Origin of the sequence: Pseudomonas psychrophila HA-4 (assembly GCF_000282975.1) — a bacterium.
GTDB lineage: Bacteria > Pseudomonadota > Gammaproteobacteria > Pseudomonadales > Pseudomonadaceae > Aquipseudomonas > Aquipseudomonas psychrophila_A.
Genome location: NZ_ALJC01000025.1, coordinates 55,125 through 79,913, shown reverse-complemented (window position 1 = coordinate 79,913; position 24,789 = coordinate 55,125). Strand labels below are relative to the sequence as shown.

Below are 24,789 nucleotides of genomic sequence, written 5' to 3'. Positions count from 1 at the left end.
TTTATTATTGTGGTGACTCAAGCGTGTAGGTCGCTTACTTGGGGTGACCCAAGCTTGCCAAGTGCACGGGTCTGATAATGCGTGTTTCCTGAGCCACGATCAGATGACGGGTCGCCTGTAGATAAGCGCCGAAATCTGGATCACTGTCGCGGGCCATGCTGCGCTTTTCCATGTCGTCGAGGCTGTCGTAACCCCATAGATGAACCACCTGGTTCAGCGGGCCGATGCTGCTGGTGTAGAACGCCAGCGGTGCGCCCAAATGCTTGAGTAGCAAAGGCATCGCCAACTGGTCGAACGCGTTGAGAAATTCAGCCATCCCGCGGGGCACGATGGTGTAAATGCGATGATCAACGACTGGCTTGGATAGGATCATGCGACCTGCTCCTTTTCGGTATTTTCAGTGCCCAAAGAGGTCTTGGCCAAATGACGGCCGGTGATGAAACCAAACGTCATGATGGGTCCCAAGGTGATACCGGCGCCGGGGTAATTCCCACCCATGATGCTGGCGCGGTCATTGCCCACCGCATAGAGCCCTGGGATCGGGCTGTTTTTCTGGTCCAATACTTCACCCACGGTGCTGGTTCGCAGCCCATCGAAAGTCCCCAAATCGCCCATCACCAATTTGACCGCGTAGTAAGGTCCCGCACCGATAGGTGCCACGCAGGGGTTGGGCTTATGTTGCGGATCCGCCAGGAAGCGGTTGAATGCTGTCGTACCACGGCCAAACTCAACGTCCTTGCCTACGCTTGCACCTTGGTTGTAGCGCTCAACTGTTTGCTCGAGCCCGGGGCCGTCAATGCCCGCCTTGAGCGCCAACTCAGCCAGCGTACGGCCCTTTAACAGGTAACCATTGCGCAACAGCGTACCCAGAGGCATGGGGGATGGCTTGGCAAAACCCAGGCCGTACTTGCCCAGCGTCCGGGCATCGCAGACCAGCCACATGGCGGTCTGGCTGCGCGTCGCGTCGTTGTTGATCATGGCCTCACCGACGTCATGGTAAGAGTTGGATTCATTGGTGAAGCGACGCCCCGCGACATCGACGCCAATGATGCCGGGTTTGTAGCGATCCAGAAGGTGCGGGAATGCGGTGAACTCTCCGTCACCGGTTGGCACTTTCGAGACCGGCATCCAAGCAGCCGCGGCTTGCAGACAAATATCCACTTGGCCGCCCACGGCTTCAGCCATTCGCAGACTGTCGCCAGTATTGCTGTCGGGTACCGGCGAAAAATGCTCACCTCCGCGTTTCACATGGGGGTAAGCCTCGCGCAATCGCTGCGTGTCATGGGAGAAGCCACCACTCGCCAAGACCACGCCGCGGCGTGCATCGATGCGAAATTCGCCTTGGGCGCCAGAAGCCAGCACACCCGTAATACGATCTTTTTCCTTGAGTAATTGCCGAGCGGCGACTCCGGTGACAATAGGAATGCCAAGATCAAGCGCCGACTTGGCCAGTCGCGCTGCCAAGGCATTGCCGCTGGTCACCTGAGTACCGCGCCGATACATCACCATCTCGCGCATATGCGTACCCAGCCGCTTGGCCACGTAAATGAACGACGTCAGCGAGCGCGTAGCATTGAAGAAGTGTTTTAAATCAGCGTTGGACGAGTTGAACATCATGCCGATGAACGTGATGGTTTTAAGCGGGGGCCGCAAACGCTTCATATCAGCCCCTAACTCCCGAATATCGAACGGCGCGGCGAGGATCGAACGGCCGATGGCGAGCCCCCCGGGCGCGTCAGGGTGATAGTCCGGATACAAGGTGGGCACAAACTTAACGCAGGTCTCGCGCTCGAAGAACTCGACCATCTTCGGGCCGTTCTCCAGAAACGCATCCACCGCCGGTGCGTTGTAATGCTTGCCGGCCTCAGCACGCAAGTAAGTTCTGGCCAAGTCAGGGCTGTCGCCGCTGTTTTGCGCCTTGCCCAGGTGGTTGTCGGGAATCCACAAAACCCCGCCAGAAAATGCGGTGGTACCTCCGAAAAAATCGGCCTTCTCAATGACAATCACATCAAGACCGGCCTTTTTCGCGACGATTGCAGTACTGAGCCCACCCGCCCCGGCACCGATGACAAGCACATCGCACACCCGATTCATGGTCGCGACCCCACGAAACCTGGCCGCGGCAACAATGCCATCGGCATACTTTCAAAACCGCCATCTACGACCAATTCGGTGCCATTGATATAGCTGGATCGAGCGCTGGCGAGAAACAACACGGCATCGGCTATGTCCTGCGGCTCGCCAATGCGGCGGCTGGCAGTCATGGCGCAACGTTGCCGTTCGATGTCGGGGTCGGCGTAAAAGGCTGCTGACAGCGGGGTACGGATCAGCCCAGGACAAATGGCATTACTGCGGATGCCACGGCCGCCCCACTCCACCGCGAACTGTCGTGAAAGCATCGCGACTCCGGCCTTGGCAGTGCTGTAAGCGCCGCTCCAAGGCTGCGGCGAATGGGCGGCAATAGAGGCGATATTAATGAGACGGCCACTGCCTTGAGCAAGCATTTGCGCCCCAAATGCCTGGGCGCACAGTAAGTAGCCACTGAGGTTGACCGAGAGCACCTGATTCCATTGTTCAAGCGTTATGGTCTCGAGGGACGCCGCGCGCAGGACGCTGGCGTTGTTGACCAGAACATCGCAACGGCCATGGAGTGCCTGCACCTGCGCGGCGGCCTGCTGAACACTGCCTGCGTCGCTGATATCACAGGCTAAGGCGCTGACTGGCACCTCACTGTGCTCACTCAAATTCGCGGCCAGCTCGGTGCATTTGCTGACATCCAAATCAAGCAATACGACCGAAGCACCTTGCTTGACCAATTCACGCGCGACAACGGCACCGATGCCCCCTGCGGCGCCTGTCACTACACACACAGCACCGCTCAGGCCGAGCCAATCATTACTCTTATAATTGTTCATTCACTTCTCCAGCGTGTGCCGCAGACAAACGACACTTCGACTGGAATCAGGTTAAGCCGCAACCTGCGGCCCTAGAATGAACAAAACCCGCAATACTCAGCACTTTTCCTACAAAAATCTCAGGGGTGACTGACGGCTGGCCACCTAGATCAACAGGACCGGCCTTGTTCTGCCGGTGGGCGAAGTCAACGTTGGCGCAGCCGTATTGGCCCCCTTAGCGCTCCTAAACTGACTGCGTAAGCGGCCTCGTTTCAGGCTTTTTTGCAAAGACCTTTTGCGGCAACAAAAGCCAAGCCAATGCTGGCAGCAGGATCAAGGCGCCCAGCATATTCACCAAGAACATGAAGGCCAGCAGAATGCCCATATCGGCCTGGAATTTAATTGGCGAAAACGCCCAGGTCGACACCGCGACTGCCAACGTCATTGCGGTCAGCAATACCACCTTTCCTGTGAACAGCAGCGCCTGATAATAGGCTTGGGGCAAGGTGTCTCCGGCGCGCATTCGAGCGAGAATCACGCTCAACACATAGAGCGCGTAGTCGATGCCAATGCCCACGCCGAGGGCAATGACGGGCAGTGTCGCCACTTTAACGCCCATCCCCAACACCACCATTAGCGCCTCACACAGAATTGAAGTGAGGATCAGTGGCAGCATCGCGCAGAGGGTCGCTCGCCAACTGCGGAAGGTCAACAGGCATAACAGACTGACCGCGCCGTATACCCAGAACAGCATTTCATGCATGGATTTCTTCACCACGATATTGGTCGCAGCTTCGATCCCCGCACTGCCAGCGGCCAACATGAACTTGACCTCTGGCACCTGATGCTCACGGATAAATGTCTCACTGGCCTCCACCACTCGGTTCAGGGTGTCGGCCTTGTGGTCAGTCAAGTAAACGTAAAGCGACAGCATCGAACAGCCCTGGTTGAACAGCTCTCGCGGCGCCCGGGTCTGCACCGCACCCAACGCGCCGTCATTGGGAATCAGCTCATACCATTTGAAGTTACCTTCGTTGTAACCGACTGTGGCTATCTTGCTCAGCGCCGCCATGGACGTGGTCGACTCCACGCCAGGTAATTGCTCGAGCCTCCAGGCCAGCGCATCCACCGCTGATAGGCTGGGGTAGCGAGTGCACTGATCTTCTGGGGTCTTGATCATGACCACAAAAATATCCGAGCTGGCTGCGTAGTTGCGCGTCATAAATAGCGCATCGCGGTTGTAACGCGAGTCGGCCCGCAACTCCGGCGCACCGGGATCAAGATCGCCGATCTTCAAGTGTAGGCTCACGGCAAAACCGAGTGCTGCCAACAGCAGACCGCCCAACATCGCGCCAATGGCCCAGCGCCGCTGAGTGAACAAATCGAGAAAACGCCACAGCGGATGTTTGATCTGCGCTTGCAGCTCGGCGGTTTCCGAGCGTAGGCTGCGCTGCGCCGCTGCCGGGCTGACCCCGATATAGCTGAGTAGGATCGGTAGCATGATCAGGTTGGTGAAGATCAGCACCGCCACACCAAGGCTGGCGGTTATCGCCAGGTCCTGGATTACCCGGATATTAATCAACAGCAACACAGCGAACCCCACGGCATCACAGAGCAACGCCGTCATGCCTGCGGCGAACAGACGGCGAAAGGTATAACGCGCGGCCACCACGCGGTGGGTGCCGCGCCCAACGTCCTGCATGATGCCGTTCATCTTCTGTGCGCCATGGCTCATGCCGATGGCGAACACCAGAAACGGCACCAACGCCGAGTAAGGGTCCAGTTCATAACCGAGGATGGCGAGCAGCCCCAATTGCCAGAGCACTGCCACCAGTGAACACGTCACCACCATCAAAGTGCTGCGTGCACAGCGGGTGTAGCAATAGAGCACCACCATGGTTATCACTACCGCGACGACGAAAAATAGCAGGACTTGGGTTAACCCCTCGATCAGATCGCCTGCGATTTTGGTGAAACCAGTGATGTGAATCCGTAGGTTATCCGTCTGGTACTTGTCTCGTAGGGCTTCCAGTTGCCGAGAAAACTCGCCGGAGTCGAGGGCTTTTCCGGTCTGTGGGTTGATATCCAGCAAGGGCACGAAGATCACACTGGATTTAAAGTTGCCAGCCACCAACTGTCCGACCTCGCCGGACCGGGCGACGTTGGTCCGCACCTGTTCAATACTGGCGGCGGAGCCATCGTAGTCATCGGGGATTACCGTGCCGCCATCCAAGCCCTCTTCCGTCACCGCCGTCCAGCGCGTGGTCGGCGTCCATAACGACTTCATGTAAGGGCGGTCGACACCCGGCAGCAGGTAGAGTTCGTCGTTAAGCTTGGCCAGGGTATCAAGGTAGTCCTGGGTGAAGATGCTGCCTTCCTTGACCTCCACGGCGATGCGCAGCGAATTGCCCAAGCCGCTCAACTCGCTACGGTGTTCTAAGAAGTTGGCGACATAGGGATGGCCAGTCGGGATGGTCTTTTCATAACTGGCGTTGATGCCGACACGGGTGGCCTGCCACCCCAGCAGCAGGGTCACCAGCAGACACAGCAAGATAACCAGCGGTCGATGGTTGAAGATCGCCCGTTCGGCAACGTTGCCTGAAGTCTGGTCGAAGTCCGCCAGGCGGCCGATCACGGTTTGGATTTTGTCGTCTTTCAAGTCTGACTCCTGTTGCACGGGCTAAGGCCCGATAGCACTGCACCGTGAAGGTTCAAGGTTTGCCGGTTGCTTGTGGGTCCTGGTCGGCGGCCACGCCACTCAAACCGACGCTGGCCAGGCTGCCATCGGCCGCTTGCTGCACGGCCGCGACGGTCGTGCCACTGCGGCTCAGACGTTTTACAAAACTGCGGCCCTGGTCATGGCTGAACAAAAGCTCGCCGCTTTGGCTGGCCATCAGCAGGCTGCCGTCACGCAGTTCGATAGCGCTTGCCAACGTTGACTCCACGCCAGTATCGAGGCGCCGCCAACGGTTGCCACGGTCATCGGACCACCAGGCGTTGCCACGCAAACCGTAGGCAATCAAAGCGCCGTCACGGGTGCCGAGCACACCGAAAAAGCTGCCTTCATAGGGTGATTTCAAGGTCTGGAAGGATTGCCCGGCATCGGTCGAACGCAACAGCAAACCGCGCTCCCCCACCAGCAGCAGATCAGTGCCCGAGGCGCGGATGCCATACAGGTTCAGCCCCTGCGGGTTGTCCACATGCTGCATCCAGGCTTGCCAAGTTTGCCCGCCGTCGTCCGTGCGGTAGATCTGGTTGTAGGCACCCACGATGTAACCCTGCCGTCGATCAATGAAGTACACATCGAGAAAGGGTTTGTCCGGCCCGTCGCGCAGCAGATGCTGTGCCTGTTCCAGGTTGCTGGCACCACCCGGCTGGTCAATATCACGCTGTGCGGCCTGCACTGCCAGCTTGGCGGCGCCTTCACCATCGAGCTGCTTGCGCCAGGTTTCACCACCGTCTTCGCTGTGCAACACCACGCCCAAATGACCGACCGCCCAGCCCTGCTCGGCGTCGACGAATTGCACCGCCGTCAGGCTGACGCTGACCGGCACACGGGCCTGGCGCCAACTTTTCCCCGAGTCGTCCGAGAGCAGCACGATGCCCCTCTCTCCGACGGCCACCAAACGTTCCCCGGCCCGCGCCAACCCCAGTAATACCGCGCGCGTGGCCTTACCCGTCAGCACTGACGGCTGCTGCAGCACCGCAAAGGTCTCGGCCTGCGCAGCGAAGGACATGCTCACCAACAGACACAACGCCAGGGCGCAGCCCCTCCATCGCAGGCCGAAACTCGCAAAAAATCTTTCAACGTTCATGTCTTTATCCCGCTTGGAAAAACGCACGCGACCGCGACGGGCTTTTCGCCCGCCACAGCCGCCCAGGGTTCAACGCATGTTTTCGTTGGCCATGGCATCCGGCGTAAAGAATGAGGCGGAAGGTTTTGCAACTTTCTGGTACTGCACCGCCAAGTCATTGCTTGAGGAGTTGAGGAAGTAGGCACCGGTGTCGAGGTTATAACTGCCCCACATAACCTGTGCGGTGAGCACCGGCAGGTCCGGTGCCATCAGCGTCAGCGAATACATCTGGCGTCCAAGTTTGCCCTGAGCGTCATAACCGTCAGCCATCAGAATCTGCCAAGAGTCCTCGTCGATGTAGTAGGTCCGACGCGGCACCACATGGCGTTTACCCGGTTTAAGCGTGGCCTCGACCACCCAGACCCGATGTTTCTCCCAGCGCACCAAGTCAGGATTGAGGAAGTTCTGCTTGACCAGGTCATCGCTCTTGGCCAGACCGGCGCGGTTATTGTTGTAGGCAACGATCAGCTCTTTCTTGCCCACCAACTTGAGGTCGTAGCGATCGGTTGGCCCGAACAGCATGAACGCTTCATCAAACAGTCCAACCCCCGAGGTGACGAAGTCCGGCGTGTCGTAGGCGATGTTCGGCGCTCGACGCACCCGGCGTTGGCCAACCAGGTACTGCCAGGCTGCGCGGTTAGCCGGGTCCAGATCCCAATGGGTCATCAGGCCTTCACCGGCCTTGGACGACGGCAGTTCGGTGAGCAGTTTGCCAATCAGGTATTTGCCCGAGAAATTTTCCAGACTGCCGTTTTCGACGTAGTAGGGAAACTGGTAGGTGTACTGGGCACGAGTCGCTTGGACTTTCTTGCCGCCCGCCGTCATCAGCCACGTATCAAAAGGCGAGTTGATGGTATCGCCGCCCTGCCAGGAAAGGCGGTAGTTCCACAGCACTTGCGCGCCATTCTCCGGAATCGGGAACGGAATGCCGCCGTAGGCATTGGCGACTTTCTCGGTCTCAACGTCCAGCGTGGCGCGGATGGCATTCTGGGCGGTATTGTCATACACCCATTGCGGGGCTGCTGCGCAGCGATGGGTGGGGTAAACGTCCAGCCGGTAGTCCGGATATTTCTTCAACAGAACTTTGGTACCTTCGGCCAGTTCACTGGCGTACTGCCCCATGTTCGAGGCCTTGATCGCGTACAACGGCTTCTCGCCGGCGAATGGATCGGGACGTTTATCACCTGACTTGTAACCCGGCGCGACTTGGGTACAACCACCGTCCCAGGCCGGAATGCTGGCATCGGCGTTACCCGCCCGCTCACCGCCAAGGGGCATTAGCTCAGATTTCAGGCGTGCGGCCTGCTCAGGCGACACCGCTGCCTGTGCCAGGCTCATGCCAGCAAGCGCCAGAGTGAGGACGCAGGTATTGATAAATGCTGTGTTCTGCATGGCGAATCCACCTTATTAGAATGAGGTTTTCACGTAGAGCGAGACGAAGTCGCGGTCAGCCAGCGACTGCCCGTAGCTGAAATTCCCGTCCTCGCGCAGCCCGGCTTTCGGCGCACCGAAGAAGTTCACGTAATTGAGGCCAACGTCCCAACGCTGCAAGTAAGTGGCCTTGAGCCCGACACTCCAGTCGCCGGAATGGGTATTGCCGAAACCCGACTTGTTGACCGCCGAAGAGCGGCCGTCGAGCACCACGCCCATGCCGATGGGCACAGTCAGGTCGATCCCGTCGACAATCTGGAAGTACGCAGGCTCCACCAACACGCGTAACGCCGTCGCATCACGGGTCGTGTTGGAATCCAGAGCCGCCGCGTTCTCGGTGATGCTTAGGGTTCGGTTCCAGGCCAGTTCGGCCAGTGCCGAGCCGCCATCCCAAAAAGCGGTCGGTGATAAAAGGTAAATCGCTGACAGGTTGGCGTGCGCGGTTTTGCCCCGCGCAAACAGCGAGTGGTTGTCGCCATCGCCATCGGCATCGATGCCCGGTGCCACCACTTGCAGATTGCTCACCAAAGGCGCATTCCAGCGCACGGAGGTTTCACCAGCAAAGTTGAACGGGCCATAGGCGGTGGAGAAGCTGAAGCCAGCCGTCTTGATATCTTCGGCGTAGACCTGACGGTACGAACCTAGGATGGGCAAACCGGTGGCCGCCGCCGCTGCGCCGTCGAGGTAGGCATACAGCCCAATCGGGGTTTTATCGTGATACTGCGCAGCGTAAAAACCCAACTCCAGTTCAGTCCCGGTCGGTTTAAAGCGAATCTGCATGCCGCCCTGCCCCGAATTCCTTGGTTTTAGATCACCGCCATTCACGGTGTCGTTACCAAAAACCTCATGCAGCGCACCGCTGCCGTAGCCGATGGCGTCGACATCGCTCAGGTAACTACCGGCGCCGGGCAGATTGGAACGCTCCCACTCAAACTGGTAGTAAGCGCCCACAGACAACTGCGGGTTGATCTGCAACTGCCCGGAGATTTGATTGACCGGACGCAGGATCTCCTTGAACTGGGTCCCCGGGACACTGAGCAACTTGACCACGTCAGTCGGCCCTTGAGCATTGGCAATCCCGTTGCCGCCGTAAAACAGACTTTCGCCGTAGATCAGGCTATGCCGCCCCAACCGCACCACACCCTGGGAATCCTCGCCGAGGTCACCTCGCAGGAACACAAAAGCATCGAGGATTTCGCCATCGCGACCATGGAGTTTGCGGGTCTCGCGGAGAAAGTGCGGTTGCTCTTTGCTGTCAGTGTCCTGGTTGTAGATATCGTCGTACCAGGCCGCGCCACTCACACGCAGCCCGTAATTTTTCCGACTGAGGTCCATTTCTGAAAACAGGTCCAGGCGATTGGAGACCAGGCCTTTGTTGAAGTTTTTATCGCCCTGGCTCTGGATCGAGGGATACAAACCGTTGGCGGTTGGCGCATTGAGCAAACGACTGTCCTGCCCCTGAAGACGCCAGGCCTGGCTGTATTTGATGGTGTTGTCCCAGCGCAATTTCCAATCGGAATCACCGAGGTCCATTTGCACGGCCTCGACCCTCTCGATCATCACGCCTGCGCTGCATAACGCCAGAAACAGGGCGCAATTCTTGAAACGAAAGCAACGTTTAACGTTGTCCATGGACGCTCCTCATTATTTTTATTTTCGGCATAGCGTTGCACGTGTCGCGAGGGGGCAGCCCCCTCGCCACAAGGTTCTAGATGTAGGTGGAGGCCAATCCGCCATCGACTGCCAGGTTGACGCCGTTGATCCAGCGCGACTCGTCGGCACACAAGAAAGCAATCACCGCCGCCACTTCATCGGCGTACCCGGGGCGCTTCATGCGATGGGCATCAGCCTGGACTCGGGACTCACCGAGCATGCTGACAAAGTCGCTGAGGATGGGCGTGAAAACAGGGCCTGGCGCCACACTGTTCATGCGTACGGAATGTTCCATAAACCAAGGCTGGGCTTGGAGGTAGTTCCAAACGATCAAGGCTTCCTTGAAATACTGGTAGCAGGTCTCGGCGGGTACCGGATGCTCGGCCAACCAGCTTTGCGCGGTGGCAAAACCTTCGATGCGCGCCAACGCCTTATGCAGATCCAGGCGTTGTGGCCACTCCGCGCCGAGGATCGAGGCGATATTGACGATACTGCCGCCAGCCGAGATGCGTGGCAGTAGCGCACTGCTCAGGTGGCGCACACCCAAGTAATTGACCTGTGCCAGCAATAGCGGATTTGCGGTGCCCGGGACCCCGGCGATGTTGCACAGACTGTCGATCCGTGTCGGCAATTGCGGCAACAGCCGGTCGATACTCTCGGCACTGCTCAGATCACCTTGGACAAAGCCGTCCAGGGTCATGTTCGGGGCCTTTAGGTCTATGCCAATCACGTGAGCACCGTGAAAACGCAGCAGACTGGCAGTGGCTGCACCGATACCCGAGGAAACCCCGGTCACCAGCACGATCTTGTTGTCGAGTTTCATAGTGTGTCCTCTTATTATTGTTGTGTATTCACCCGGCTGACCCAGCACACGCTAAGGCCTGCTCCCGTTAGAACGGGTAGCGCGGCGCGGTGTCCTTGATCGTCACCCACTGCCATTGGGTGTATTCGTCCCAGTCCGCCGGGCCGCCAACGCTGCCGGCATTTCCCGAACTGCCACGCCCACCAAATGGATTGATGCACTCATCGGCCACTGTCTGATCGTTGATATGCAGCAAACCGCAATTGAGGCGCTCGCCAATCGCCATCGCTCGTCCGACCGAAGGCGAGATGATCCCCGCGGACAAGCCATACTCCGTACGATTGGCCAACTCGATGGCCTCCTCGTCGTTGGCAAAACTCACCACCGTGGCGACTGGGCCGAAGATTTCCTCGTCGAACGCACGCATCCCCGGACGCACGCCAGAAAGAACCGTGGGTTGATAGAAGAGCTGTTCAAACTCGCCGCCAGCTTCCAGCGTTGCCCCGGCACTGACACTCTCAGTGACGATTTCATGCACGCGTTGCAACTGGTGCTTGTTGATCAGAGGGCCCAGCACTGCTTCACCCCGCGCGGCATTGCCGACGGTGATTGCGCGCGCTTTCTCTGCAAGCCTGCGCACCAGTTCTTCGGCGATTGACTCATGGGCTAGGATGCGTCCGGTGGCCATGCAAATCTGCCCCTGATGCAACCACGCCCCCCACGCAGCGTTGCTGGCCGCCAGTTCAAGGTCGGCGTCTTCGAGCACGATCAGCGAGTTCTTGCCGCCCAACTCCAGGGCTACTTTTTTCAGATGCCGTCCGGCCACCTCTGCGACTTTGCGCCCCGCTGCGGTTGAGCCGGTAAACGCAATCATCCGTACATGCGGGTCGCGGCACAGCGCCTCGCCGGCCACCGCTGCACCCGGTAAAACCTGCAACAACCCTTTGGGCAGCCCGGCCTCCTCAAATAACCGGGCGATGATGAAGCCACCACTGACCGGCGTCTGTGGATCAGGCTTGAGCACTACGGCATTGCCGGCCGCTAACGCGGGAGCAACCGAGCGCAAGGAGAGCACCAGAGGAAAGTTGAACGGAGAAATCACTCCGACCACGCCATGGGGTAGCCGACGTGCATAAGACAAGCGCCCCGCCTCGCTTGGAAGAACCAGGCCGTGAGGCTGAGAGAGCAGCCCTGCTGCCTGATGCAGCAAGACAATCGCCTCACGGACCTCATGCTCCCCCTTGAACAGACTGCTGCCGCTTTCCCGCGCGATGTACAGCGCCAGCTCGGCAAGGTGTTGCTGAGCCAATGCTGCGGCTTTGCGGAAGATCTCGGCCCGCTCGCGCGGACCTAATGCCGCCCAACCCGGCTGTACACGGGAAGCGTTAAGACTGGCAAACGCAATATCCGCTGCATCAGCCAAGCCGGTGACGGTCAGCACCTCGCCGGTAGCGGGCTCTCGTACGCTATTACTGCCGCCCAATGGGCGTACCCAATCACCGTTGAAGATGCGCTCGCACCACAACTCGTCCCGCAGAAAATCAGAGTGTTCACTCACCGACATTTGGGCCTCCCGGCGCTTGTGTTTGTCATCGCTCGACGACACCTTGCTAAATCGCTGGAGTCGTCTGCGTTGTCAAAGCACTAGAGCAAGGGCTGTGCCGTGTTCCTGAGTGCATCGGTTATTTAAATGGCAAAGGCTCTGGCCTAAGGGTTAAAGAGGAGTACTCAACGATCGGGCGATGGCCTCTGCGCTCGGCCAGCTTCAGGTCACTTGTTCAAATGATAAAGTTATGTTTAATAACTATTATCGAAGTTACTCATTTAAACCATTCACTGCGCCAGGGGCATGACCATGACTAATCCCCACTTGCTGCCGCAAAGCCTCGCCATGCGCGAAGCGCATTTCTCGCCCCGTGGGGACAGTACCCAACTGACTGATGGCAACTCACCGACCCTGGCCGAGTTGACCGAATGCCTGTTCTTTTCCCCGGTCGATGGACGCATCTGGCTCAACGATCAGCGCATGCTGCTATTGCACAGCTCATCCTTCGGCGCACTGCGGCGCGAAATCATTGACCGCCAAGGCCTAGAACAGACCCGTGGGCTGTTTACCCGCACCGGCTACCTGTCTGGCGCACGCGATGCGCGGCTGATCCGCGAGCGTTGGCCAGACGCTGATGCGGCGGCGATTTTCTCTGCTGGCACTCGCCTGCACACCCTCGAGGGCATGACCAAGGTCGAGCCCCTGCACTTCAAGTTCGACGCAGACTCGGGCTTCTACGAAGGTGAATTTCTCTGGCATCACTCCTGCGAGGCCGACGAGCATATTGCCGCGTACGGAATTGGCCAAGACCCGGTATGTTGGACCGAACTTGGCTATGCCATTGGTTATGTCAGCGGGCTGTTCGGCCGCATGGTGATCTTCCGTGAAACCGAATGCCGGGGCATGGGACACGAGACCTGCCGTGTCGTCGGCAAGACTGCCGAACAATGGGGCAATGTTGAACAAGACCTGAGTTATCTCACCGCCTCGCCATCCAGCGTCACTCCCAGGCAGCGCCCGGCACCAGCACCGGCCCCCGATGACGACCGAGAAATGCCGGGCGAGCTAAAACTCATCGGCGCCAGCGCCGCTTTTAACGCAGCCACCCTTGCCTTGCAGCGTGTTGCACCTACCCCCGCCACGGTATTGTTCAGCGGTGAATCCGGGGTCGGGAAAGAGCTATTTGCACGCCAACTGCATCAGTACAGCCCACGCCATCAAGCGCCCTTCGTGGCCCTCAACTGTGCCGCGATCCCGGACAATTTGATTGAGGCAGAACTGTTCGGTGTCGAACGCGGCGCCTATACCGGGGCAACCCATTCGCGCCCAGGACGCTTCGAGCGGGCCCACGGCGGTACCCTGTTTCTCGATGAGATCGCCAGCCTCAGCCTGCCCGGCCAAGGCAAGCTACTGCGGGCCTTACAGGAGCGCGAGATAGAGCGAGTGGGCGGTGCTCAGCCAATAAAGGTCAATGTGCGGGTGGTGGCGGCTACCAACGTCGACTTGCGCAAAGCGGTAGCCGCTGGAGACTTTCGAGAGGACCTGTTCTACCGCTTGAACGTCTTCCCCATCACCCTGCCGCCACTGCGTGAACGACGCGACGACATCCCGTTACTGGTCAATGCGTTCCTGCGGCGCTTCTGCCAGGACTACGCGCGCAAACCAGCCGGGCTGACCATGCGCGCGCTCAAAGCATTGCTACGCTACGACTTCCCCGGCAACGTGCGAGAACTGCAAAACCTGATAGAGCGCGGCCTAATCGCCAGCGAGGATGGTCAAGCCATCGACCTGATCCACCTGTTTCGCAACGAGCCAATACCCCAGGAGCTGTACTCTCTGGACGACAAGGGCAGCCTCGCCACAATCGACCGCAGCCCCGACAGCGCACAGCCTCGCCCGGCCTTGCTGGAAACCTTGACCCGGCTTGAACAAGGCTTCTCCATTGACGGCCTTGAGTCGCGATTGATCGACGAAGCACTGCAAAAGAGTGAAGGCAATTTGGCTGCGGCTGCGCGACTGCTGGGGTTGAGTCGGGCGCAATTTGCCTATCGTCTGAAGAAGTACCAACAGTCAGCGCTAGAGTAGGCATTCGGGGTAAGGCCGCTGAACGCTTCACCGCAAACTCCGTCTCCCAAACCATGCGTTCCTGCAAAAGAGCGCACTACAAAAATTAGTGCTTTAAAAGTTTTACTCGACTAAGTATTTTGCATGGATGATTGGGCTAAATCTGCCCCCCTTTTTCACAGCAACAAGGATCTTCTGTGAGCGGACTACGTGAACGTCAAAAAGTCGAACGACGCCAAGCTATCAGCAAGGCAGCGATCGAACTGTTTGAACGCCAAGGTTTCCAGAGCACCACCATCGAACAGATCGCCAACCAGGCTGGGGTGTCCGCGCCCACCGTGTTTAAGTATTTTGGTAACAAGCAAGAAATCATTCTGGAAATCCTGCACGACGCCGACCAGCGTGCGCTCAAGGATACCCGCAGCCAGATCTTCGACATTGATGATCCAGTCGACGCCATGTGTTACTTGGAACGCCGCCTGACCGGTTATGCAATGGAAGTCATGCACCCCAGTCTCTGGCGTGAACTGTTGCCGCTGATTCTGTTTGGCGGCGACAACGGGCTGCCCGAAGGCTATCGCGCCATGAACGATGCGCTCAAAGCTGAGATCAGTGGCTTGCTTGGGGAGTTGCAGCAGGCTGGCAAACTGCGCGCTGACCTCAATGTCGACTTGGCGGCTTTCTTGTTGAATGACTATTCACACCTGCAATTGTTCAGGTTGGTCAACCAGGAGCAGCCGGATGTCGAGTCCCACTCCGCCCAGGTAAGACGAATCACCGAACTGCTGTATTACGGCATGCGGGCCTGAGAAGAGCGTCCGATGCAATCCCCTCGTAAGGTGTTTGGTTGAACACCAAAAACCAGAGACTTATTTTTAAATCGAATGGCGGACCGGTATGAAAAAAGATGATCTGAGCAGTTCAACGCTGGAGAGTTCGCGCCTGATCCTAGGGGGGAATGTCTTTGGCTGGACCGTCAACGAACAAGATTCACTGTCGCTACTCGACGCTGCGTTTGAACTGGGCATCAACACGTTTGATACCGCAGACGCCTACTCCATCTGGGTCACCGGCAATAGCGGCGGCGAATCGGAAGCCATCATTGGTAAATGGCTGAGCCTGAACAGCCACCGGCGCAGTGACATAAAAATCATCACCAAGGTTGGCGCCGAGCTCTCACCTACGCAACAGGGGCTCTCAAAAGGCAGGATCCTGCAAGCCGTGGATGACTCGCTACGTCGGCTGCAAACCGATTACATCGATTTATACTTTTCCCACTACCCGGATGCGTCGACAACACACGAAGAAACCCTGGAAACCTACGCTACGTTGATTGCCTGCGGCAAAGTGCGCTCGATCGGCGCATCCAACTACACCTTGGAAGATCTGCAAGCCGCTAAACGCTCTGCCGCTGACAACGCCTTGCCGCCTTACACCAGCCTTCAGCTGGAATACAACCTCTATGACCGGCATGATTTCGAGCAGCAGTTGCGTTCTTTTGCCTTGGCCGAGGGCTGCGAGGTACTGACGTATTTCAGCCTTGCCTCGGGTTTCCTCACCGGCAAATACAAGCGCCTAATTGACCTCACGCAGAGTGCTCGCCGCGAAGATCTAGAAAAGTACTTCGATGAGCGCGGCATGCGGATTTTAAGCGTTCTGCACCAGGTGGCGCAGGAACAACAGGTGTCACCAGCGGAAATCGCCTTGGCCTGGGTCATGCACCAACCCGGCATTGGCTCTGCCATTGCAAGTGCCACCAATCTAGAGCAACTGAATAGCCTGGCGCGTTCGACACAGCTGAGACTGGATGCTCAAACCCTAGAAAGACTGGACCTCGCCAGTTCCCTTTGAGAGGGGCTGTTCGCGATATTCCTAGCATATGGCAGGCATGACATCCGCTGTTGAGGCCGTACTCAACAGCAGACGTGAATGACGGGAATCAACCCAAGCGATCGCGTTGAATCAGGCACAGCTAACATCCCTATCGAGCCCGGCACCACGTGCCGGGCCACGATGATCAGCGATTGGTCTTGATGCTGGTCCAGAGGCGGGTGCGGATCCGCTCTATGGCTGGCGGCATGGGCTGCAGAGCGAACAGCGTTTTGCGCGCTTCGTCCGGCACATACATATTGGGGTTCTTACGAATGCTCTCGTTCACCAGCGCGAAGGCATCCTTGTTAGGGTTGGGGTATCCGATTTTGTTACTGATTCGGGCAATCACATCTGGGCGCAGGATGTAGTTGATGAATTCGTAGGCCTCTTTGGTGTTCGGGGCGTTTACCGGCACCATCATCACATCAGACCACATCGGCGCACCTTCCTTGGGCAAGGCCATTTCCACCCTCACACCCTTGCCCGCAGCATCGGCCAGTTGTCTGGCCAGTTCCACGCCACCCGACCACCCTACGGCGACACAAATGTCACCGTTAGCGAGGTCCATGCCATAGCGCGACGAGTTGAAGTAGGTGACGTAAGGGCGAATTTTCATCATCGCCGCCTGAGCCTGCGGGTAGTCCTCGCGCTTCTGGCTGTTAGGGTCAAGGCCCTGATAGTGCAAGGCAATCGGCACGATCTCATTGGCTGCATCGAGGAAACCGACACCACAACTGGCCAGCTTGGAGAGGTTCTCTTCCTTGAAGATCATGTCCCATGTGTTCATCTGCACATTGGCACCCAGAACCTTCTGAACCTTGTCAACGTTGTAGCCAATCAACGTGGTCCCCCAAAGGTAAGGCGCAGCGTAGCGGTTGCCAGTGTCGCCCGCCGCCTCCAGGGACTTCATGAACTCGGGATCCAAATGCTGCCAGTTAGGCAACTGGCTTCGATCCAGAGGCTGGACGGCACCCGCTTCGATCAAGTGGCTCAGGTTGGCGCTGCCGGGGTAGACAACATCATAGCCAGAGTTGCCGGTCAGCAACTTGGACTGCAAGGTCTCGACGCTGTCGAACACGTCATAGATAGGACGGATTCCGGTTTCCTCCTGAAAGCTCTTGAGGATTTCCGGGGGCAAGTATTCGATCCAGTTATAGATCCGCACCGTGCGCTCTTGCGCGAGGGAAACGCCCGTCGTCAGCAATGACAGCGCAACGGACAACAGGGTGTTGCGTACATTCTTGTTCATGGTGAAGCACTCCTACGCGGCCGCGGCGGCTCGCGACACTTAATAGCGGTAGGTGAAGTACAGTTCCAGCGCGCTGAATTTCTGATTGTCGCCGAATACTTGCTTCGCAGCGGCCAACGGCTTGACCCAGTTATAGGACAGCGACGTATAGAGCGACGGAGTCGGGGTCCAGTCAAGAAAGACCACACTCTCATCGGCAAAACGTCGATCGCTAACAGGTGCGCCCATGTAGTTCTTCTCGTCCAGCCAGAACTGATAGTGAATCGCGCCCAGGGTCACGGTCGGACTCAGGTGGGTTTTGATCGAGAACTGTTGAACGTTTTCGTTGGTGTTGAACAACAAGTAGTTACCGACAATATCCCCCACCAGCCAAGTGCTCCAGTCGACGAAGCCTTTGCTCAGAGGATCCCAAGCTTTCTGGCGATTGTCGCTGAGGTTGTCATCGCCGGAAAAACTGGCGTAGCGATACCCAATCACCGGCGTCAGAGGCAAGGTATTGAAGGCATACTCGGCCTGTCCATACCAAGCGTTGGCATCGTAATCGACACCCTCGCCGCTGCCCTTCTCTAGCGCGTATTCGGCATTGAGCGTCAGGGCGGGCACACCCGGCACCTTGGCGTTGAGAGCCCTAAAGTTGTACACCATCATTCCGTCCCGGAACCGTGGCGCCGTTCTGCCTTTTGGACCCAGCGCATTGACCCTCATCGCCATTGCACCAAGCGTTACCTGCTCGTCGAGGGTGTAATCCAGGTTGGCCCCCGTCATGCGGAAGTCACCCAGGTCATCGTCGGTTCGCAAAGTGAAAGCTTGGGTCTTCAAGGCCCCATGATCCCAGGCTAGGATGGCCGAATCCTTGAAAGCAGTTCTTGGGCCAAGCCAGAAGGCTCCGTCATTGAACTGATCAAGGTTGCCGTCCATGACGATGAAGCCCGTACCGATCATGTAGTTCTGCCGCCCGGCAGTCAGCGTCCATTCCCCGGCACGGAAACCGCCGTAGAGCTCTTCCGTGGCAACATCACCATCGGAGCTGCGCGTAAGACCACCGGCGTCGCCATCGCCAAAAGTGGTCGCAGCAACCAGCGAGCCGCCGGCCAATAAGCTGAAATCTGGCTGCAGGGAATACTCCAGCTTGACGCCGGGCTTGATGTAGAACTCCTGCCAGTTGATTTTCGTACCCCCTCTTTTTCCACTGCGGGCATCAACGCGGCCACTGCCGAAGTTGACGTTACGGGTGGAAAGGGTCGCACCGCCGGCCGTGAAGTTGACCTCGCCTTTGAGGTTGCCGTCCTCGAAGGTATAGCCCGCCAACGCAGCGTGGGTGGTTAAGGGTAAGCCGAACGCCAAGAGCGCTCGAGATAAACGCGTCATCGAAACCATATGAAGCTCCTGTGTGATTATTGTTGTTACAGGGCAGTGAAATGGCGGCGCAGAGCGCCGCCAACGCCTGGACGAGCCAGGCGAAAAGGACGCATATTTCTTGTATTTATTGGGTGTTTCAGTGGCTTAAGTGCGCAGCAATAGCGCGTAGCATCCGCACGCTGTCAGCATCGAACTGGCTGACCGCTTCGTTTAACGATGACTGTTTGACGATCACCACACCGGACGGCTTATCGACAAACAGGTATTGGCCGTGAATACCGCCCGCCATAATCGCTTGGCTGTGATCGTTAAAGACGTACCACTGGCTGCGGTAAGAGGCGCCGGGTGTCCATTTAGAGAAGTCGGCGTCTTGGGCGTAGATCGCCGGATCGGCCCCCTTGAAGAGGCGCTCGACCGTGTCGGTCGACAGCAGTTGCTGTCCATCCAGGCGACCATTGTTAGCCAGAAGACGGCCAAAGCGCGCCATGTCACGCGGGGTGGCATTAAACCCGGCACCCGCGACACTACGGCCCCAGGGGTCGGCCATAAAGTAGCCGTCACGCTCGCACCCCAACTGTGCCCAGATTTCTTGCAGCAACTGATCGCAGGCCTTGCCCGAGGCACGCTCCATGACCCAGGCCAAGGCTTCGGTGGTGGCGGTCACGTAATGAAAAAAGCCACCGTGGGCGCCACGTTTTTTCAGCGAGGGCAAGTACTGGTACAGCGACTCGAACTGGGTGTACTGCGCAGGCGCAGGCTGAAAACCGCAGGCATAGCCGTATTGCGAGCTTTGCGAATTGGGGTCGTCATAGACTTCGTTGTACTCAATGCCCACGGCCATGTCGAACAACTGGCGTACCGTGGCATCACCAAACGCGCTGCCCACGAATTCAGGCACATAAAACGCGGCGGGTAACGCTGGATTAAGTACACCATCAGTGACCAGTTGCTCACCGAGTGTGCCGATCAGTGACTTAGTCACCGAGAACATGACGTGCCGGTCTCGAGGCCGTTGACCGTTGAAGTAGCGCTCGAACAACACAGTGTCGCCCTGCATCACCAAAAACGCATCGGTCTGACTGGCCACCAGGTGGTCGATGACGCTGATACCCAGACCGCACTCGCTGTCAAAATGAAGCTCATCCAGCGCTAATGGGGAGTCTTGAAACTTACTGACCGGCCCTGAGCCGGCCTGCACATCAATGGTGGGACGCAGGCGCGCCAAATTGCGGAAACCCCACTGATTGAAAGGGGGGCTCATCCAGTTTTTCCAAGTGACGCGGCGTATCGGCTCTGCGGGGAAGCCTTGCATAAGCAAAGGCGCTAGGCGTGTGTCGAGTGAAGATTCGTTCGTCTCGACGTAAAGACAGGCCAGTGAAGGCATGGTGTTCTGACTCATCGGGTTGCCCCTGAAAGTGACTCTGCATGAGAGCAGATGCAGGAAAATAATTACCCGATAATATTTTTTAGTCAATAAAACTTTTTCTCAGACTAAGGATTTTTAACGTTGTGCTGTTGCACGCACAGACATCAATTCATTGGCTAAAGAAAGAGCAGACTTCACGCACAAATGTGATTTTTTGACTTCCAGGGGCGAACGTCAACAGCCAAATCTCGCCGACCATTTTCCGCATTGCGCAATAGATTCCGCATCGCTGCTGACGGCGTCGAAGACGGCTTTGACAAAGCCTTTGGTTGCATTTATCTAGGCACACTGTGTACAGGGACGATTTTCCGTAGAATGCGCCACAAAATAGCCAGGACCGGACAGCCGTAAAAGTTGATGGCAATTTTGCGCACTATCCCAGGACGTATGCGATGAGCAAAACCTACACCGCAGCCACCGCTGCAGCCGACGTAGAAACCACACTCAACTGGCTCGCGGGCCGCTGGAAGTTGATCATCTTGTTCCATCTGTTCGGCGGCCAGGTGCAACGTTATTCAGACCTTGAACGCCTGATTCCGGATATTTCGCAAAAAATGCTGGCCCAACAACTGCGCCAACTCGAGGCCGATGGATTGGTGCATCGCACGGTGTATCCGGTGGTGCCGCCCAAGGTCGAGTACCGCCTAACAGAGTGGGGCCAGAGCCTGTGCCCAGTGTTGGACGGCCTGCTCAAATGGCAGAACGCCAAACCGCCGGTTTAAACAGTCGGCACCGTGCCACCGTCGATCACGTATTCAGTTCCGCTGATCGACGCAGCACGAGGCGAAACCAAAAAGGCGATCAAATCAGCAACTTCCGAAGGCTTGGCAGGCCGTCCGAGAGGGATACCGCCGAGCGCCTGCATGATGATCTGCTTGCCCCCTTCATAATCGGTACCTGCCTGCTGCGCCAGACGCTGCGCCAACGCCACGGACGCATCCGTTTCAACCCAGCCCGGCGAGACTCGCACGACCCGAACGCCTTTGGGTGTTACCTCCTTGGAAAGACTCTTGCTGTAGGTCGCCAACGCTGCCTTGGCAGCGGCATACGCCGTGGTCGACTCCGGCAATGGCAACTCCCGCTGGATCGATGTGACATGAATGATTACCCCGGCCCCGCGCTCAAGCATTCCTGGCAACAGCGCTCGATCTACCCGCACCGCCGCCATCAGATTCAGGTCCAGGGCATTCTCCCACTGCTCATCGTCAAGCACTGCAAAACCGCCCCCTGGCGCGCTAGAACCGCCGAGAATATTGACGATGATATCAACGCCGCCGAACTTTTTTATAACCGCCTCGGTAGTCATCTCACAACCGGCCGCGGTACCCAAGTCGGCAGCGATAAAATGAACGCTCTCGGGCGTCGAGTCATCTGCCGAACGTGCCACCGACATCACCTGGGCACCTTGCTCATGCAACACCGCCACCACCGCAGCGCCGATACCCTTGGTGCCGCCAGTCACCAATGCGCGAAGGCCTTCAAGCCCAAGATCAAAGCTCATACCAAGATCTCCAGCGAAGCCATCTTGATGTAGGTGCAGCCTTCGTCGTTCATTACGATGATGGCGGGAAGTATGAGGGGCATAGAAAGTACTCCTGAGGGACGAATGTGGCCCCCAAGATAGGAACGTTCAAGACAGCTCACAAGAACGCACAGAAAGGTAATGGACTCACTAAAAAGTAAGGGTACGGATTCAAAGGGCTGCAGCGTTGAGCTGCACCGCACTCAATCCAAAAAAATAATTGAGTTGTAGGAGCGAGCTTGCTCGCGATCTTTTGATCTAAAAGATCGCGAGGCAATCGAGCGTCGATCGGCTGCTCCTACAGGTGTTAGGGCACTTGGCTGCGCACAAAAAGCTCGGCCATTAGCTGCAACAAACGGTCATCCTCCCCCGCTGCGCCAATCACTTGAAGCCCCACCGGCATACCTTTCACCCACGCTACCGGCAGGCTGATAGCAGGCAGGCCCGTGAGGTTCCAGGCACTGGTGTAGCTCAGTACGGCGGCGCGCACGTCGATGTCTTGTTCGCCAACGCGGACCTCGCGTGCATTCACTTCGGTCGCGGTAATCGGCACGCTGGGCGAAACCAACACGTCATAGCGTTCGAACAAGTGGGCCATTTGCGCCTTGTACTGCGCTTGGCTGGCCTGCGCACGAATGTATTGCCACCCCCTAACTTCTTGCGACAGCTCGAGGCGTTCGCGTACTTCTTGATCGAACAACTGCGGTGCTTTCTGCATGCGTTCGGCATGAATATCGAAGGCTTCAGCACGTTGCAACACCAACAAGGTTTCTTTCATACCTGCGACCATCGGCGCCAGTTCGGCAGCCTGCTGCAACGCGTCACCAAATATCTGATGCGCCGCTTGGTAAACCTGGCGATCCACCTCAGCGTCGACCGGGCCAAAGCTGCCGGAGGTGATCCAACCCACACGCAGTGGTCGCGGGTGGGCCTGCGGCTTAGATTCACGGCCGGCGATCACGTCGAACAGCAGCCGCGCGTCCTCAACATGATTGGCAATGGGTCCGACGTGGTCGAGGCTGGACGACAGCGGGAACACGCCTTGTAGTGGCACGCTGGCAAAAGATGGTTTGAAGCCAACCGCGCCACACAAGGCCGCCGGTATCCGGATTGAGCCGCCGGTATCAGTACCCAGCGCCAGCGGCACCATACCGCTGGCCACTGCGGCTGCACTGCCCGCGCTGGAACCACCGGTGATGCAACGGGCATCCCACGGGTTACGGGCTGCTCCCTGTAGCGATCGGTCGCCAGTTGGACCGTAGGCGAATTCATGGGTCAAGGTTTTGCCGACGACCACCGCTCCCGCTTCACGCAAGCGCTTTACACAGAACGCATCGTGACTCGGTTTAAACCCCTCGAAATGCGCCGAGCCATAGGTGGTGATGTAGTCGAACGTGTCGATGTTATCTTTGACCGCCACCGGAATGCCGTGCAGCGGCCCTAGGTCTTGGCCTACGGCCAACAGTTCATCTGCCTTACGCGCTTGCGCCAATGCGATGGGGGCATCGACCTGCACGAAGGCGTTTAGGGTCGGGTTGAGGCGCTCAATGCTGTCGAGAGCTGCGTGGGTCAACTCGACACTCGTCAAGCTACCCTCGCGTAAGCGTTCAGCCAGCGCAATGACCGATAGGCCAAAAAAATATCCAGCATGGGCAGGCTTCACCAGGCTCATACAAACAACTCCATCAAACTGCAGCAGGTAGAGGGGATGCAACTGCCTGTCGACCACCGGGACGCACCATCAACATGGCGCTCATGCCCAGTGCAGTGGCGACTGCCGCGGCCACGAACATCGACGAGTAGCCGTAGCGAACGGTCAGGTAGCCAGTGAGCATGGGGGCGATAAACGAGGCGGTGTTGGCGATGAAGTGGGTCATGCCGCTGTAAGCACCCACCCGATTCGATGGCGCGGTATCGATCACAACAGCCCAGTACACCGAGTTAGGCAACGCGTTGAGGGCGTTGGCCAAGGTCATCAGGGCGATCACGCCCCACACGGTTTGGGCTTGCGACACCATGATGAAACACAGCGTGGTCAACAACAGGCAGGTTGCGGCCAGCCAGCTACGGGCGACTTTAAGATTGCCAGTGCGGCGCAGCAGCCAGTCGGAGATTTTGCCACCCAACAGCACAGTGAAGCAGGCACCGGTCCAAGGGATCATGCCCATGTACCACATAGACGACAGGTTGTAGTGGAACTCGTCCTGCAAGTACTTGGGGGTCCAGGTCAGCAGCAGGAAGGTCACGTACACAAACGAAAAGTAGCCAACCGCGTTAAGCAGCAGGTCTTTATTCTTGAAGAAGTGCCACACCGGCGAAACGGTGGTGGTAGGGGTCGAAGCATTGACTGATTCAGCGCGCTCTTTGCGCAGAAACTCAAGCTCGGCCTTGGACACGCGCGGGTTTTCATCAGGGGTGTTGGTGAAGCGCGTCATGAAGAAAATCAACAGCGCTAGGCTTATAACGCCCAGTATCACGAACATGCTTCGCCAGTCGCCGGTCAGCGTTTGCAGGCCCACTGCGATCGGTGCTGTCAGCAGTGCTCCCAGCGGGGTGCTAAGCAAGCCAACCGACACCACAAAACCGCGCTCTTTAGGGGTCGCCCAGTTCGCAACGCTCTTGTTGATGACCGAGTAGGCCGGGCCTTCGGCAAAGCCGAACATCACGCGGATAGTGGCGAAACCGGCCATGGCCGAACCACCGAGAAACGCCAAGCCGAAGTCACCTGCAAACGCGGTGGCAATTTCAAAGATTGACCACGTAGCACCCGCAATAAGCCAAATGCGCTTGGCGCCAAACCGGTCGGCCAGAATGCCACCAATTAACGCGCCGAGGATGTAACCGTAACCAAAGTAACCCAACACCTTGCCCCAGTCGGCCTTATCAAAACCGTACTCGGGAAGAATGCTCGCCGAGGCATATGCAATCGCGCCACGGTCGATGTAGTTGAGCAATGCCATCAGCATGATCAGGAAGAAAATCTGGTAGCGGTAAGACGGGATAGCAGGACTGTTCATAGGGCTCTGACTCTTCAAATGATGGCAGAAGTCAAAAAATCGGCCGCGTCCGGCGTATTTTTATTGTGAGACCCAAACGTTTGGGTTGGCGAAATGTAGA

Annotated in this window: 19 protein-coding genes; 4 read left to right on the top strand and 15 right to left on the bottom strand. The window is 57.8% G+C overall.

The features are described from left to right. Positions 1 to 34 precede the first annotated feature (34 nt). From B347_RS0103135 to B347_RS0103095, 9 genes are all read right to left on the bottom strand, one after another. Positions 35 to 373, bottom strand: coding sequence for an NIPSNAP family protein (locus B347_RS0103135; RefSeq protein WP_019408253.1), 339 nt, complete (start codon positions 371 to 373; stop codon positions 35 to 37). Further along, a complete protein-coding gene (locus tag B347_RS0103130) occupies positions 370 to 2,094 on the bottom strand; it encodes an FAD-dependent oxidoreductase (protein WP_019408252.1) in 1,725 nt (574 codons plus the stop codon). The genes B347_RS0103135 and B347_RS0103130 overlap by 4 nt, the downstream gene beginning before the upstream one ends. Continuing rightward, entirely contained in the window at positions 2,091 to 2,915 is an 825-nt protein-coding gene (locus tag B347_RS0103125; protein ID WP_019408251.1) for an SDR family NAD(P)-dependent oxidoreductase, read from the bottom strand. The genes B347_RS0103130 and B347_RS0103125 overlap by 4 nt, the downstream gene beginning before the upstream one ends. Positions 2,916 to 3,138: 223 nt before the next feature. Continuing rightward, on the bottom strand, positions 3,139 to 5,553 hold the full coding sequence (locus tag B347_RS0103120; RefSeq protein WP_019408250.1) for an efflux RND transporter permease subunit: 2,415 nt from the start codon (positions 5,551 to 5,553) through the stop codon (positions 3,139 to 3,141). Between the two features lie 52 nt (positions 5,554 to 5,605). Continuing rightward, positions 5,606 to 6,709 (bottom strand): WD40/YVTN/BNR-like repeat-containing protein, encoded by a 1,104-nt coding sequence (locus B347_RS0103115; RefSeq protein ID WP_026013959.1) that lies wholly within the window; start codon positions 6,707 to 6,709, stop codon positions 5,606 to 5,608. A 69-nt stretch (positions 6,710 to 6,778) separates the two neighbouring features. Further along, on the bottom strand, positions 6,779 to 8,140 hold the full coding sequence (locus tag B347_RS0103110) for a DUF1329 domain-containing protein (RefSeq protein ID WP_019408248.1): 1,362 nt from the start codon (positions 8,138 to 8,140) through the stop codon (positions 6,779 to 6,781). Positions 8,141 to 8,155: 15 nt separating this feature from the next. Continuing rightward, complete coding sequence (locus tag B347_RS0103105) at positions 8,156 to 9,811, bottom strand: DUF1302 domain-containing protein (protein ID WP_019408247.1); 1,656 nt, start codon at positions 9,809 to 9,811, stop codon at positions 8,156 to 8,158. Positions 9,812 to 9,887: 76 nt separating this feature from the next. After that, entirely contained in the window at positions 9,888 to 10,655 is a 768-nt protein-coding gene (locus B347_RS0103100; RefSeq protein ID WP_019408246.1) for a coniferyl-alcohol dehydrogenase, read from the bottom strand. A gap of 67 nt (positions 10,656 to 10,722) precedes the next feature. Beyond that, entirely contained in the window at positions 10,723 to 12,198 is a 1,476-nt protein-coding gene (locus tag B347_RS0103095; protein WP_019408245.1) for a benzaldehyde dehydrogenase, read from the bottom strand. Positions 12,199 to 12,489: 291 nt separating this feature from the next. On the opposite strand from B347_RS0103095, the gene B347_RS0103090 reads away from it, so the two are divergent. From B347_RS0103090 to B347_RS0103080, 3 genes are all read left to right on the top strand, one after another. Beyond that, the gene (locus tag B347_RS0103090; protein WP_019408244.1) at positions 12,490 to 14,265 is read left to right on the top strand and encodes a sigma-54-dependent Fis family transcriptional regulator; all 1,776 of its coding nucleotides are present in this window, start codon (positions 12,490 to 12,492) and stop codon (positions 14,263 to 14,265) included. A 176-nt stretch (positions 14,266 to 14,441) separates the two neighbouring features. Then, positions 14,442 to 15,053 (top strand): TetR/AcrR family transcriptional regulator, encoded by a 612-nt coding sequence (locus B347_RS0103085; RefSeq protein WP_019408243.1) that lies wholly within the window; start codon positions 14,442 to 14,444, stop codon positions 15,051 to 15,053. An 88-nt stretch (positions 15,054 to 15,141) separates the two neighbouring features. Continuing rightward, on the top strand, positions 15,142 to 16,095 hold the full coding sequence (locus tag B347_RS0103080; RefSeq protein WP_019408242.1) for an aldo/keto reductase: 954 nt from the start codon (positions 15,142 to 15,144) through the stop codon (positions 16,093 to 16,095). A 166-nt stretch (positions 16,096 to 16,261) separates the two neighbouring features. On the opposite strand, the gene B347_RS0103075 is transcribed toward B347_RS0103080, so the two are convergent. From B347_RS0103075 to B347_RS0103065, 3 genes are all read right to left on the bottom strand, one after another. Further along, positions 16,262 to 17,365, bottom strand: a complete 1,104-nt coding sequence (locus B347_RS0103075; RefSeq protein ID WP_019408241.1) for a polyamine ABC transporter substrate-binding protein — start codon at positions 17,363 to 17,365, stop codon at positions 16,262 to 16,264. Positions 17,366 to 17,404: 39 nt separating this feature from the next. Continuing rightward, complete coding sequence (locus tag B347_RS0103070) at positions 17,405 to 18,742, bottom strand: hypothetical protein (RefSeq protein WP_019408240.1); 1,338 nt, start codon at positions 18,740 to 18,742, stop codon at positions 17,405 to 17,407. A gap of 118 nt (positions 18,743 to 18,860) precedes the next feature. Next, on the bottom strand, positions 18,861 to 20,123 hold the full coding sequence (locus B347_RS0103065) for a serine hydrolase domain-containing protein (RefSeq protein WP_026013958.1): 1,263 nt from the start codon (positions 20,121 to 20,123) through the stop codon (positions 18,861 to 18,863). A gap of 419 nt (positions 20,124 to 20,542) precedes the next feature. On the opposite strand from B347_RS0103065, the gene B347_RS0103060 reads away from it, so the two are divergent. Next, positions 20,543 to 20,872, top strand: a complete 330-nt coding sequence (locus B347_RS0103060) for a winged helix-turn-helix transcriptional regulator (protein WP_019408238.1) — start codon at positions 20,543 to 20,545, stop codon at positions 20,870 to 20,872. Here the strand turns inward: B347_RS0103060 and B347_RS0103055 are convergent. From B347_RS0103055 to B347_RS0103040, 3 genes are all read right to left on the bottom strand, one after another. Beyond that, positions 20,869 to 21,651, bottom strand: coding sequence for an SDR family oxidoreductase (locus B347_RS0103055; RefSeq protein ID WP_019408237.1), 783 nt, complete (start codon positions 21,649 to 21,651; stop codon positions 20,869 to 20,871). The genes B347_RS0103060 and B347_RS0103055 overlap by 4 nt on opposite strands. A 328-nt stretch (positions 21,652 to 21,979) precedes the next feature. Then, complete coding sequence (locus B347_RS0103045) at positions 21,980 to 23,344, bottom strand: amidase (RefSeq protein ID WP_019408236.1); 1,365 nt, start codon at positions 23,342 to 23,344, stop codon at positions 21,980 to 21,982. A 13-nt stretch (positions 23,345 to 23,357) separates the two neighbouring features. Continuing rightward, the gene (locus B347_RS0103040) at positions 23,358 to 24,689 is read right to left on the bottom strand and encodes an MFS transporter (protein ID WP_019408235.1); all 1,332 of its coding nucleotides are present in this window, start codon (positions 24,687 to 24,689) and stop codon (positions 23,358 to 23,360) included. Positions 24,690 to 24,789: the final 100 nt, after the last annotated feature.

Coding starts and splice junctions, on each gene's coding strand:
- B347_RS0103075 (WP_019408241.1), bottom strand. CDS start 17,365: ATGAACAAGAATGTACGCAACACCCTGTTGTCCGTTGCGCTGTCATTG.
- B347_RS0103095 (WP_019408245.1), bottom strand. CDS start 12,198: ATGTCGGTGAGTGAACACTCTGATTTTCTGCGGGACGAGTTGTGGTGC.
- B347_RS0103130 (WP_019408252.1), bottom strand. CDS start 2,094: ATGAATCGGGTGTGCGATGTGCTTGTCATCGGTGCCGGGGCGGGTGGG.
- B347_RS0103125 (WP_019408251.1), bottom strand. CDS start 2,915: ATGAACAATTATAAGAGTAATGATTGGCTCGGCCTGAGCGGTGCTGTG.
- B347_RS0103110 (WP_019408248.1), bottom strand. CDS start 8,140: ATGCAGAACACAGCATTTATCAATACCTGCGTCCTCACTCTGGCGCTT.
- B347_RS0103105 (WP_019408247.1), bottom strand. CDS start 9,811: ATGGACAACGTTAAACGTTGCTTTCGTTTCAAGAATTGCGCCCTGTTT.
- B347_RS0103080 (WP_019408242.1), top strand. CDS start 15,142: ATGAAAAAAGATGATCTGAGCAGTTCAACGCTGGAGAGTTCGCGCCTG.
- B347_RS0103090 (WP_019408244.1), top strand. CDS start 12,490: ATGACTAATCCCCACTTGCTGCCGCAAAGCCTCGCCATGCGCGAAGCG.
- B347_RS0103055 (WP_019408237.1), bottom strand. CDS start 21,651: ATGAGCTTTGATCTTGGGCTTGAAGGCCTTCGCGCATTGGTGACTGGC.
- B347_RS0103040 (WP_019408235.1), bottom strand. CDS start 24,689: ATGAACAGTCCTGCTATCCCGTCTTACCGCTACCAGATTTTCTTCCTG.
- B347_RS0103135 (WP_019408253.1), bottom strand. CDS start 373: ATGATCCTATCCAAGCCAGTCGTTGATCATCGCATTTACACCATCGTG.
- B347_RS0103060 (WP_019408238.1), top strand. CDS start 20,543: ATGAGCAAAACCTACACCGCAGCCACCGCTGCAGCCGACGTAGAAACC.
- B347_RS0103070 (WP_019408240.1), bottom strand. CDS start 18,742: ATGGTTTCGATGACGCGTTTATCTCGAGCGCTCTTGGCGTTCGGCTTA.
- B347_RS0103100 (WP_019408246.1), bottom strand. CDS start 10,655: ATGAAACTCGACAACAAGATCGTGCTGGTGACCGGGGTTTCCTCGGGT.
- B347_RS0103115 (WP_026013959.1), bottom strand. CDS start 6,709: ATGAACGTTGAAAGATTTTTTGCGAGTTTCGGCCTGCGATGGAGGGGC.
- B347_RS0103065 (WP_026013958.1), bottom strand. CDS start 20,123: ATGAGTCAGAACACCATGCCTTCACTGGCCTGTCTTTACGTCGAGACG.
- B347_RS0103045 (WP_019408236.1), bottom strand. CDS start 23,344: ATGAGCCTGGTGAAGCCTGCCCATGCTGGATATTTTTTTGGCCTATCG.